13 protein-coding genes are annotated in these 12,288 nt (G+C 46.6%); all 13 read right to left on the bottom strand.

Going from position 1 to position 12,288, the window contains the following annotated elements; genetic code table 11:
• Positions 1-447, bottom strand: a complete 447-nt coding sequence (dut, locus tag MKY66_RS11390; protein WP_017689132.1) for a dUTP diphosphatase — start codon at positions 445-447, stop codon at positions 1-3.
• Complete coding sequence (locus MKY66_RS11385; RefSeq protein ID WP_062833834.1) at positions 407-1,690, bottom strand: pitrilysin family protein; 1,284 nt, start codon at positions 1,688-1,690, stop codon at positions 407-409. The genes dut and MKY66_RS11385 overlap by 41 nt, the downstream gene beginning before the upstream one ends.
• 99 nt (positions 1,691-1,789) lie before the next feature.
• A complete protein-coding gene (locus tag MKY66_RS11380; RefSeq protein ID WP_076208874.1) occupies positions 1,790-2,785 on the bottom strand; it encodes a polysaccharide deacetylase family protein in 996 nt (331 codons plus the stop codon).
• A gap of 175 nt (positions 2,786-2,960) precedes the next feature.
• Positions 2,961-5,063: a polyribonucleotide nucleotidyltransferase gene (gene pnp, locus MKY66_RS11375; protein ID WP_036670397.1), complete on the bottom strand. Its 2,103-nt coding sequence runs from the start codon at positions 5,061-5,063 to the stop codon at positions 2,961-2,963.
• A 259-nt stretch (positions 5,064-5,322) separates the two neighbouring features.
• Positions 5,323-5,592: a 30S ribosomal protein S15 gene (rpsO, locus tag MKY66_RS11370; protein ID WP_036609297.1), complete on the bottom strand. Its 270-nt coding sequence runs from the start codon at positions 5,590-5,592 to the stop codon at positions 5,323-5,325.
• Positions 5,570-5,704, bottom strand: a complete 135-nt coding sequence (locus MKY66_RS11365) for a hypothetical protein (protein ID WP_268745224.1) — start codon at positions 5,702-5,704, stop codon at positions 5,570-5,572. The genes rpsO and MKY66_RS11365 overlap by 23 nt, the downstream gene beginning before the upstream one ends.
• Positions 5,705-5,751: 47 nt before the next feature.
• Positions 5,752-6,678: a bifunctional riboflavin kinase/FAD synthetase gene (locus tag MKY66_RS11360; protein WP_143760269.1), complete on the bottom strand. Its 927-nt coding sequence runs from the start codon at positions 6,676-6,678 to the stop codon at positions 5,752-5,754.
• 82 nt (positions 6,679-6,760) lie between these two features.
• Positions 6,761-7,684 carry a tRNA pseudouridine(55) synthase TruB gene (gene truB, locus MKY66_RS11355; RefSeq protein WP_076208875.1) on the bottom strand — a complete coding sequence of 308 codons (924 nt, stop codon included), beginning with the start codon at positions 7,682-7,684 and terminating at the stop codon, positions 6,761-6,763.
• Positions 7,678-8,655 (bottom strand): bifunctional oligoribonuclease/PAP phosphatase NrnA, encoded by a 978-nt coding sequence (locus MKY66_RS11350; RefSeq protein WP_076208876.1) that lies wholly within the window; start codon positions 8,653-8,655, stop codon positions 7,678-7,680. Before MKY66_RS11350 ends, truB begins: the two co-directional genes overlap by 7 nt.
• A gap of 19 nt (positions 8,656-8,674) precedes the next feature.
• A complete protein-coding gene (gene rbfA / locus MKY66_RS11345; protein WP_017689140.1) occupies positions 8,675-9,034 on the bottom strand; it encodes a 30S ribosome-binding factor RbfA in 360 nt (119 codons plus the stop codon).
• Positions 9,035-9,059: 25 nt separating this feature from the next.
• A complete protein-coding gene (gene infB, locus MKY66_RS11340; protein ID WP_076208877.1) occupies positions 9,060-11,645 on the bottom strand; it encodes a translation initiation factor IF-2 in 2,586 nt (861 codons plus the stop codon).
• On the bottom strand, positions 11,638-11,967 hold the full coding sequence (locus MKY66_RS11335; protein WP_017689142.1) for a ribosomal L7Ae/L30e/S12e/Gadd45 family protein: 330 nt from the start codon (positions 11,965-11,967) through the stop codon (positions 11,638-11,640). The genes infB and MKY66_RS11335 overlap by 8 nt, the downstream gene beginning before the upstream one ends.
• The gene (locus tag MKY66_RS11330; protein WP_017689143.1) at positions 11,960-12,265 is read right to left on the bottom strand and encodes a YlxR family protein; all 306 of its coding nucleotides are present in this window, start codon (positions 12,263-12,265) and stop codon (positions 11,960-11,962) included. Before MKY66_RS11330 ends, MKY66_RS11335 begins: the two co-directional genes overlap by 8 nt.
• Positions 12,266-12,288 lie beyond the last annotated feature (23 nt).

Here is a 12,288-nt window from a genome sequence, read left to right as displayed (position 1 = left end):
TTATTTCCCGGTATGACCAAATCCGCCTTCGCCACGTACCGTTTCCGAAAGTTCATTCACTTCCGTCAATTCAACTGCAGGCACGGTCTGGAAGACGATCTGTGCGATGCGCTCTCCCCGTACAATCGTGAACGGTTCCTGACCCAGATTAATCAACAGCACTTTAACTTCTCCGCGATAATCCGCATCAATGGTCCCCGGTGTGTTGAGGCAGGTAATTCCATGTTTGAAAGCCAGTCCGCTCCGAGGACGGATCTGTGCTTCCAATCCAGCTGGCATTGCCATCGCAAGTCCGGTAGGAATCAGCGTACGCTGACCCGGCTGCAATACAACATCTTCCTGAAGTGCAGCTACTACATCAAAGCCGGATGCCAGCTCCGACATTTTTTGAGGCAGTTTAATATCTTCATTGCCCGGCAGTTTCTGTATTTGAACGTAATGCAACAAAATCATCCCTTCTCAATCCAGCGATCGTCTTATCTGAAGCGCCAACCATAGCAAGTGCAAAAGGCTCAGCAAACATCAGATCAAGTACCGCGTTAATATCGTCCATGGTAACTTGCTCAATTTTGGTGATCATCTCATCCAGCGTATGGTGTCTGCCCAGCATGAGTTCGTTTTTACCCAGACGATTCATGCGACTGCCTGTGCTTTCCAAGCTCAGAATCAAGCTGCCTTTCAGCTGTTCTTTTCCTTTACGAAGTTCATCTTCGGACAAGCCGTTAACAGCCAGGTCGCGCAGAACCTCTTTGGTCAGATCGAGCACTTCTTTGGTCTGTTTTGGTGCTGTACCCGCATATATCGTGAAAAGTCCGCTGTCCGCATGAGAGCTATGATAGGAATACACGGAGTACGCAAGACCCCGTTTCTCACGAATTTCCTGGAACAGTCTGGAGCTCATGCCTCCACCAATGGCGTTATTCAGAACAACCATAGCGAATTGCAGCGGATCACCGATTTTACAGCCCGGGAACGAAATACAGATATGATTCTGTTCCGTTTTCTTTTTGTGAAAGAGCTGTCCACTTTGGAAGGCTGGCATCGTGACTGCTTCCGTTACCCCATTTACATCAAAAGCACCAAAATGCTTCTCCATCAGATCGATTACACTGTCATCAATATTACCCGCGATACTAATGACCGTGTTCTCAATCGTGTAGTGCTCCTTCATATATGCACGCAGATGACTGGAATCCATCGCTTTGAGACGTTCTTCCGTACCCAGGATTGGGTATGCGAGTGGATGCTCACCATAGGCGGCCAAGGCCATCAGATCATGAACCATATCATCCGGCGTATCTTCATACATTGAGATTTCTTCCAGAATGACGTTTTTCTCCTTGATCAATTCACCATCATCCATTTTGGAGCGGAAAAACATATCAGACAATACATCAACCGCAATCGGCAAATGTTCATCCAACACTTTAGCATAATAACACGTGTATTCTTTGGAAGTGAACGCATTCACATTACCGCCAATCGCATCGAACTGCTCTGCAATCGCCTTGGCATCATAACGATCTGTTCCTTTGAACAACATGTGTTCAATAAAATGTGATACTCCGTTACTTGCAGGTTGCTCATTGCGCGAACCTGTCTTGACCCATATTCCGAAAGACACAGAACGGCAGGTCGGTATCTGTTCCATGACAACTCTGAGGCCATTGCCCAGCTGAATTTTTTTCATGGTTGGCCCTCCTACATCTCTATAATTGCCTTGATCTCAACCTTGAAATTGAAATCGACATTTGGTTCCAACTGTTTGATATTAACAAAAAAACAACGTTCACTCAACCGCAGACGTATTTACACGTTCCGAAGACAACGTCTCACTTACTGTTCCGAGCACCAGACCTTTGGCCCGTATGGATTGAATCATGCCCTTTAAAGCTCCCGAAGAAGCAGCTGTAGGGTGCATTAGAATTAACGTGCCTGCCTCGGTATTTTTTGCAATTTTAGCAACAACGGCATCCGGGCTTGGCTTACGCCAATCCACAGTATCTACTGTCCATAACACGGTTTGCAGCCCCATGGATGAAGCAATGTCAACGGTCTTCTGATTAAAGTCACCGGAAGGCGGAGCAAACCAACGATTCTCTACACCCAGTGTTTTATGGAGCAGATCCTGGGTTTTGCTAATTTCCAGCTTGGCCCGTTCTGCGCTCAATCGACTCATATTCGGGTGAGAATACGCATGATTGGACATCTCATGCCCACGCTTCTGAATTTCTTTGGCCAGTTCAACGTTTTTGCTTAACCAACTTCCATCCAGAAAAAAAGTAGCCTTCACTTTCTCGGCATCGAGCGTATCCAGCATCGGTTTAATGTATTCGTTCCCCCAGGCCACATTAATCATAAATGAAACCATCGGTTTGTTTGCATTCCCCCGATAGATCGGATGTGCACCCAAATCCTTAAGCTGGATCTCCGGCTCAATCTGACGGTAGACATACGCTATTTTGGTATTCAACGTTCCACTCAGCGCCTTACGGTATGTCGCTTCCACATCAATCTCCATGCCATTATAACCAGGAATTGCTTTCCATACCCGATCTACTCTGGCATTCACCGGAGCAATTTTCGTTTCAGCCGCTTTATCCCGAATCGCAGACAACAGCGCCTCTTCCCCAGTTGCTTCCTTAAACATGTCAAAAGCATTTTGCGTACCTGGCCCATCACGGATCTCCGTAATGTATGTACGTACACTGCCAACTTGTCCGATCAATATGACCGCAGTCACACCCGCCAGAACAGCCGCCAGCTTTTTGGATTGGTTTCCCACAGCTCCATCCTCCCGCCGTCTTTGTCCCCATCATATGAGGACAAGGGCAAAAATATGAATGCTGAGCCATGGTTTCATCCTTGATTTACGTATTTAAACGTTAAAAAAAGAGCCAGAAATTCACATTCTGTCTCTTCATTCAATCTATCCATTTATAACCTGTCGCTTCGGTATCCTAGGATTGAGCCGGGGCTTCAGCAGTCAAAACTGCTTTACGGGACAAGTTGATTCGACCTTGTGGGTCAATTTCCGTTACTTTTACCGTAATGGAATCACCGATAGCTACAACATCTTCCACTTTGGCAACACGTTCAGTTGACAGTTGCGAGATGTGTACCAGACCTTCTTTGTTCGGAAGTACTTCAACAAATGCACCGAATTTCTCTACGCGTTTTACTTTGCCGACATAAATCTCGCCGACCAATACTTCGCGCACAATACCTTCGATGATCGCTTTGGCTTTATCATTCATCTCCTGGTTGGAAGAAGCGATAAAGACACGTCCATCCTGTTCAATATCAATTTTAACACCGGTTTCTTCGATGATTTTATTGATAATTTTACCACCTGCACCAATAACATCACGGATTTTGTCCGGATTGATATGCATCGTTGTAATTTTAGGCGCATATTGTGATAACTGCTCACGTGGAGTTTTCAAAATTTCGTTCATTTTGCCCAAAATGTGCATACGACCTTCTTTGGCTTGCGCCAATGCATCAGACAAAATTTGACGATTAATACCAGCAATTTTAATGTCCATTTGAATTGCAGTTACACCTTCAGGTGTTCCAGCTACTTTAAAGTCCATGTCACCAAGGTGATCTTCCATACCTTGAATATCACTCAGAATGGATACATGATCTCCATCTTTGATCAGACCCATAGCTACACCCGCAACTGGAGCTTTGATTGGTACACCTGCATCCATCATAGCTAAAGTGCTGGCACAGATACTTGCCTGAGATGATGAGCCGTTGGATTCCAGAACTTCAGATACCAAACGAATCGTGTATGGGAAATCCGTTTCGGAAGGGATCACTTTGGAAAGAGCGCGCTCACCCAGAGCACCATGTCCGATTTCGCGACGGCCTGGAGCACGTAATGGACGCGCTTCACCTACGCTGAATGGTGGGAAGTTATAGTGATGCATGAATCGTTTCGTTTCTTCAAGACTGATTCCGTCCAAAATCTGAACATCACCCAGTGCACCAAGTGTACAAACGCTAAGTGCTTGCGTTTGACCGCGCGTAAACAGTCCTGTACCATGCGCACGTGGCAGCAGAGATGTATCACATTCAATTGGGCGAATTTCAGCAAGTCCACGTCCATCCGGACGAACTTTATCATGCGTGATCAGACGACGCACTTCTTCTTTGACGATATCGTGCAGAACTTCCTTCACGTCTTTGAACAATTCCGGACTTTCAATATATTTCTCTTCAAAGTGAGCAACGGTTTCGTCATTCACTACATCGATTGCATCTTGACGAGCATGTTTCTCGGCGATTTTAACCGCTTCGACCAGACGAGCGCTGGCGAATTCACGCACACTGCTGTTAACTTCAGCATTAACGGTACGCAACTTAACAGCCATTTTTTCTTTTCCAGCAACTTGCACAAGCTGTTCGATTACAGCAATAATATTTTGGATCTCATCATGTCCAAACATGATTGCTTCGAGCATCACTTCTTCCGGCACTTCGTTTGCTTCGGCCTCAACCATCATGATGGCATCTTTGGTTCCTGCAACGACCAGTTCAATATCACTGACTTCAAGCTGTGCAATCGTTGGGTTAATGATGAACTCGCCATCAATACGTCCAACTTTCACGCCACCAATCGGTCCGCTGAATGGAACATCCGAAATGCTCAATGCTGCCGATGTACCAATCATTGCAGCGATTTGCGGTTCGCAATCCTGATCCACACTCATAACGATATTCAGAACTTGTACATCATTCCGGAAGCCTTCCGGGAACAAAGGACGAATTGGACGGTCTGTCAGACGGCTTGAAAGAATGGCTTTCTCACTTGGTCTGCCTTCACGTTTAATAAATCCTCCCGGGATTTTACCTACAGCGTACAATCTTTCTTCATAGTTCACCGTTAATGGGAAAAAGTCCAGATCTTTCGGCTCACTTGATGCTGTCACGGTACACAATACCACGGTATCCCCGTATGTTACCTTAACGGCAGCATTAGCCTGCTTGGCCAAACGCCCGGTCTCAAGCGTAAGCTTTCTTCCACCAAGCTGCATTTCAACACGCTGTTCCATGAAACCCCTCCTTTTATTCGTTCCTAATTCAATGGATTCTGCATATTCACAGTATTTCCTGCTTGTCCTGCATTCATTAGCTATGTATGGAACTTTCAACATGCTAACCTGCACAACAAAAGCTCCTCACGGAGCCCCATCTACAAATATATGGCAACATGTTCATCTACAAAACAACCCGGCTGTAAGTTCCGCTTGTCCTTTTAGACAAAAGAATGACGGATAACAGCCAGGTTGATTTTGAAAACATGTACGATAATTAACGACGCAATCCGAGTTTTTCGATCAGTGCGCTGTAACGTTTAACATCTTTGTTTTTCACGTAAGCCAAAAGCTTACGACGTTGACCTACCATTTTCAAAAGTCCACGACGTGAGTGGTGGTCTTTCTTATGCGTACGCAAGTGGTTTGTCAAACTTGTGATGTTTTCCGTAAGGATAGCAACTTGCACCTCTGGAGATCCTGTATCGGACTCGTGAGTTTTGTGCTCGTCGATCAGTTGTTGTTTACGTTCTTGAGTCAATGCCATCCTGTTCACCTCCTTCAATATAATCGCCATTAGCCTCGTCACCGCCGGTGAGAGCAAGCAACCAAGCCAAGGTTAATGTTGCCTCAATCGACAACGTAGTACAGTATATCATAATTGCCTAGTTAAAGTAAATGTAAACATGCATTTAATCCTGAACCTTTAAGATAACAGGCGGCCGGCAGTTAATGCATCTTCACGAATCTGGCTAATCAATGCCTCAATGGAGTCAAACTTTCGTTCTGCACGAATATAGTGAACGAGCTCAACCTTTAGTTCCTGGTCATACAAGTGTCCATCAAAATCAAGCAGGTGCACTTCAAACGTAGGTTTCATCCCGCTTTCGTGAAACGTAGGTTTCACACCAAGATTCATTACGCCATGCAGTTCCTGTTCGCCATATTGCACACGAACAGCGTAAACACCCTTCGACGGGGTAACGTAATGATCCGTGAGTTCAAGGTTGGCTGTAGGAAATCCAATCGTTCGTCCACGCTTCTCCCCGTGAATGACGGTTCCTCTGATGCTGTAAGGTCGGCCAAGCCACTGACTGGCCTCATCCATCTCCCCACGCTTCAACAGGCCACGAATGAGAGAACTGCTCACTTTTTCACCATTTAACAAGAAAGGAGGAACGGTTTCCACCGTCATCTCTCCTTCTCCCAAAGTACGAAGAAGTTGTTCATCCCCTGCACCCTTGTGACCAAAACGGAAGTCAAAACCAACCACCGCTGTTCGTGTCTGAAGAGGAATCAACAAGTCGTGTACGAATTGTTGCGGCGTCAACCGTGAGAAATCTTCATTGAACTCAACCACATAGAGTACATCAACGCCCATTCCTGCCAAGATGTCTTCTTTATCTCTCAAGGGAGTTAAATAACCCTCGTAATCCCCTTTGCGCATAACTTCCTTCGGATGTGGATGAAAGGTCATGACCGCTGCCTGCATGCCCGTTTCCCGCGCAATGCGGACAGCTGATAAAATGACACTTGCATGTCCGAGATGCAGTCCGTCGAATTGACCAATCGCAAGCACTTGGGGCAGTGTGCTCAGCTCAGTCGAATGTAACGTCTGCGGATAGGTTAGCATTACGGTTTTCACAATCATTCACCTGCATTTCACTAGATAGGCCAAGCTTGAGCATCACCACAACTCCAAGCCCGAAACCTCTTTATTCCGGCAAAAAGACTTTAACTGCCCTCACCGTTGGTTTTAGTTCATCCCGTTCAAATATCCCCAGAAACGTACCATCCTGAGCATACAACCGCAATAAACCAGGTTGCTCTACAGGCGGTTCCAGAAGACGTGCAGACAGTTTCTGACCTTGAAGTGCTCCTTTGGTCTGTTCTTCTCCAACCCTATGGGCCGGAATTGAAGCAATAGCCTCGTCAACAGGAATCAGCGCCTCCGCCAAAGTCCCGTCAGCCATAAGTTGTTCCACTTCTTCAATTCGAAGACAACGATCTGCAGAGATACCTGCCGATATCGTACGCTCCAGTTGAACCATGGTTGATGGATATCCGAGTTGCCGGCCAATGTCTACACACAATGTCCGAATATAAGTACCTTTTGAACATAATGCCCGGAAAGATATATCGGTGGTCTCACCCTGAGTCTCAATCCCTGTAAGTTCGAGCTCATAGATTGTGACCTCACGACTCTTACGCTCTACCGTCTTACCTTCACGAGCAAGCTCATAAAGACGTTTGCCGTCTACCTTTACTGCAGAATACATGGGGGGTACCTGAGAGATCGTGCCCAGAAACTGCTCTAGCACCTGTTGAACCTGTTCCTGTGTTACTTCCACAGTCGTTTCAGCCCGCTCAATGACTTCCCCTGTCATATCCTCTGTGTCAGTAGAGAGTCCCAATCTGAGCGTAGCCAGATATTCCTTCGGAAGCTCCTGCATGTACTCCACCACACGTGTCGCCCGTCCAAGACAGAGCGGCAGAACGCCTGTAACTTGTGGGTCAAGTGTGCCCGTATGCCCAATGCGCTTCATTTTGAGAATGCGACGCATTTTGGCTACAACATCATGAGAAGTAAATCCCGCCGGTTTATATACCGGAAGTACACCTTCAAATGGCTTTACCATTGTGAATTCACCTGCTTCAGTACTTTTACGACAATATCATCAAGTCTGCCTTCCAGACGACATCCGGCTGCGAGCACATGCCCGCCTCCACCAAAGGTCTGGGCTAGTGCAGCAACATCAATTTTACCTGCTGAACGCAAAGAAACCTTGACTGCATTCTCGTTGATGACTTTGAAAAAGATACCAACTTCCACGCCCTGAATGTTGCGCGGATAGTTCACTACCCCTTCAAGATCTTCATTAGCCGCTCCACAAGCCACCATATCATCTGGTGTAATAACAACCCAGGCTATCTTTCCATCATCCGTCATCTGCAGGCTTGATAGTGCCTGATTCAAAATCCGAACCTGCGGAAGAGTCACCTGCTCCAACAAGGTCTGGGCGAGATAGGGTCCATCCACGCCATGTTCAAGCAGTCTGGAGGCCGTTGTCATTACATTTGGGCTGGTGTTGGCATAGCGGAAGCCACCTGTATCCGTAAGCAATCCTGTATAAACTGCCGTCGCAACATCTTTATCCCATGTTACTTGGAACAGGTTAAGAAAATCGAACAAAATTTCAGCCGTTGCAGCAGCATCTGACTTAATGATGTTGACTGTACCATAACCGTCATTTGTAGGGTGATGATCAATATTCAAAATAACAGCATCGTCTTCGAAATAATGACGTGTCAAACCTACTCTGGCAAAGTCTGCACAATCCACACAAATAACAGCTTTATATTTTCGCTGCGGTGGTTGTTCGGTCATGTTCACAATGTTGCCTGCTTCCCACAAAAAATGCATACGCCCGGGGATTTCGCCTTCATTAATCATCGTGAATGTCTTACCCAGACATGACAGCAGCCAGCCCACCGTTACCGTCGAGCTGACTGCGTCACCGTCCGGCTGTACATGCGACACGACCAGGTAATCATCATGCTCCAGCAGAAATTGCTTTCCGGCCTGGAGCGCCTGTTCATAAGTGTGCATTGCCGTCTCCTCTATTCTGTTACTGGGATTCGTTCTTGTCGGAACCAATATCGCCAAGCAGCTTCTCAATTCGGCTGCCATAAGCGATGGATTCGTCAATCTTAAATATCAACTCGGGAACATGCCGGAACCGGATACGTTTGCCCAGCTCGGAACGCAAAAATCCATTTGCTTTTGCCAGAGCTTTGAGCGTGTTATCTTTTTGTTCCTGCTCACCGAAGACACTCAGATAAACTTTGGCTTGCGACAAGTCACCTGTCACTTCGACTCCCGTTACCGTAATAAAGCCGATACGTGGATCTTTCAGTTCAGACTGGATGAGCAGACTGATTTCTTTCTTGATCTGCTCGCCCACTCTACCTGTACGAATCTTAGCCATCGTTGTTCACCTCATGCTTCCTTGCTTATCGTTGTACTGTCTCCATAATGAAGGCTTCGATAACGTCGCCCTCTTTGAGATCATTATATTTATCCAGTGTGATACCGCACTCGTAACCTTGGGCTACTTCTTTGGCATCATCTTTATAACGTTTCAGGGAATCCAGCTTACCTTCGTAAAGGACAATGCCATCACGAATCAGGCGTGCTTCCGCAGAACGCGTAATTTTACCTGAGGTAACCATACAACCAGCGATGGTACCCACTTTACTGATGGAGAACGTGCTCCGAACTTCAGCATGACCGATAACTTTTTCTTTGTAGATCGGATCAAGCATACCTTTCATCGCTTGTTCAATTTCTTCGATAACACTGTAGATTACGCGATGCAGACGAATGTCTACTTGCTCTTGATCTGCAGTTGCTTTCGCCTGGTTATCAGGACGAACGTTGAAACCAATCACGATGGCATTGGATGCTGCCGCCAAAATGATGTCGGACTCCGTGATTGCACCAGCGCCGCTATGAATGATTTTCACGCGTACACCTTCAACTTCGATCTTCGCAAGGGAACCTTTCAATGCTTCAACCGAACCTTGTACGTCACCTTTGATGATTACGTTCAGATCTTTGATCTCGCCATCTTTGATGTGTTGGAACAGATCATCCAACGTTACGCGAGTATGTGTACCCAGATCGGATTCACGTTGCGTAATCGCACGTTTGTCAGCGATGGAACGCGCTTTGCGCTCATCTTCAAACACCATGAATGGATCTCCCGCACCTGGAACTTCAGTCAAACCTGTGATTTCAACAGGTGTTGAAGGTCCAGCCTCTTTCAGACGACGACCTTTGTCATTGACCATCGCACGGACACGACCGAAGCAGTTACCTGCTACGAAAGCATCGCCGACTTTCAATGTACCGTGCTGTACGAGGATACGTGCAACTGGGCCACGTCCTTTATCCAGCTCGGCTTCAATCACTGTACCACGGGCACGTTTGTCCGGGTTCGCTTTGTATTCGTTCACTTCTGCAACCAGCAGAATCATTTCAAGCAGACCTTCCAGACCCATTCTTTGTTTCGCTGACACGTTAACAAAGATGGTATCTCCGCCCCACTCTTCCGGAACGAGTTCATAGCTAGTTAGTTCTTGTTTCACTTTGTCTGGATCAGCGCCCGGCTTGTCAATTTTATTGACAGCCACGATGATTGGTAGTCCAGCAGCTTTGGCATGGTTAATCGCCTCAATGGTCTGTGGCATAACACCGTCATCCGCAGCTACGACAATAATCGTCATATCCGTAACTTGTGCGCCCCGTGCACGCATCGCTGTAAATGCTTCGTGACCCGGAGTATCCAGGAACGTGATCTTTTTGTGGTTGATTTCAACTTGATATGCACCGATATGTTGCGTGATTCCGCCTGCTTCGCCATCGGATACATTCGTGGAACGAATAGCATCCAGCAAAGTAGTTTTACCATGGTCAACGTGACCCATGATCGTAACTACTGGTGGACGAGCTTGCAAGTCAGCAGCATCATCATTCTCTTCCAGTGTTTCGAAACGGTCATCTTCAAGCACAATCTTCACTTCAACCTCAACACCGAATTCACCTGAAAGCAGAAGGATCGTTTCGATATCAAGCTCTTGGTTGATTGTTGCCATAACGCCCATAGCGATGAGCTTTTTGATAACTTCGGAAGCATCCTTATGGAGCAACTTCGCTGTTTCACCAACAGTCATATCACCACGAACGATGATTTTCTTAGGTGTGTTATCAATTTTTTCACGTTGTTGGTACTGTTGTTGATTTCTGTTGCGGTTGTTCTTGCCACCACGGTTACCACGGAAGTTGCCGCCACGGTTGTCATCATAACGACGTCCACCGCCACCGCTGTTCGAACGGTTACCACTATTGTTGTTGCTGCCAGTAGTGCCACCTGGGCCGCTTCTACGTTGGCCTTGTCCTTGGCTCTGACCTTGGCCACTGCTACGGTTGCCAGCAGTACCTGTATTACCACCGCTGTTAGGTCCTGAAGTTCTTACCTGACCGCCACCGCTGTTATTCGGACGTTGACCCGATCCTTGCGGACGGGATGCAGTACTGCTTTGTCCACCTTGAGCTGGTCTTGGGCGGTTAGTTGATTGTCCTCCTTGGCTTGAGCCTTGGGAAGAGTTCGTTCTGTTGCGGCTGTCTTGGCCGCTGGGTCTTTGGGTGCCATTGTTATTGTTGGAATTTGGTCTATTGTTCATACCTACCTGCTTTTCCTGTTGTATTTTTGTTGGTACGGGACTACCGGATGGGTTACTGCTCTTCGGCGTGTTCACTCCGCCGGCCGGCTTGTTGCTGTCCACTGGTTTGTCACTGCGCACTGCCGAAGTAGCAACTGGTTTTGCATCGTTGCCTTGTTTCGAAGCAGCAGTGGATTTTATATCTTTAAAAAATTGTTCCACCTTACCGACTGAACCATTCTCCATGACACTCATATGATTGTTTACGGGAATTTCCAGTTTTTTAAGAATGGTTATAATTTCTTTACTACTCATATTAAGGGACTTCGCATATTCATAAACTCGCAATTTATCCTTGTTTTCCTGTTTACTCAATATACTCCACCTCCGACATTATACCGACTTGCTTGGAGATCATTTTTGCAAACCCTCGATCCGTTACTGCAAGAACAACACGCGTGTCTTTACCGATACTTGAACCCAGACTATCCCGGTCAAATCCGATTAACAGAGGAACCTTATAAGTTCCGCATTTATCGCGAAATTTCTTTTGTGTATTGGCTGAGGCGTCACCCGCAACAATAACCATTTTAGCTTCGGAAGAACGGATCGCTTTAAGTACAATTTCTTCACCTGTTACAAGTTTACCTGCACGCATAGAGAGTCCCAAATAAGACAGCGTTTTAATATTAGTCATGTTCACGCTCCTGTGCTGCTTTGAATTCATCCTCAACCGCGATGAAGTCAGCTGCTAATTGCTCGTAAATTTCAGGTGAGACTTTGCCTTTCAACGCCCGATCCAAAGCCCGGTTTTTGAGTGCGAGCTTAAAACAGGACTCTTTGCCGCATAAATAGGCACCACGTCCGGATTTTTTGCCAGTCAAATCGATCAGCACTTCATCCTCTGGCGTTTTAACAATGCGAATCAGCTGCTTTTTGGGCATCATTTCTTGGCATGCCACACATTTGCGCAGCGGCACTTTTTTTGGTTTCATACGTCAGCGCCCCCCGTACTTTA

Origin of the sequence: Paenibacillus sp. FSL R5-0766, assembly GCF_037971845.1 — a bacterium.
GTDB lineage: Bacteria > Bacillota > Bacilli > Paenibacillales > Paenibacillaceae > Paenibacillus.
This window is presented reverse-complemented; position numbering and strand designations above follow the sequence as displayed.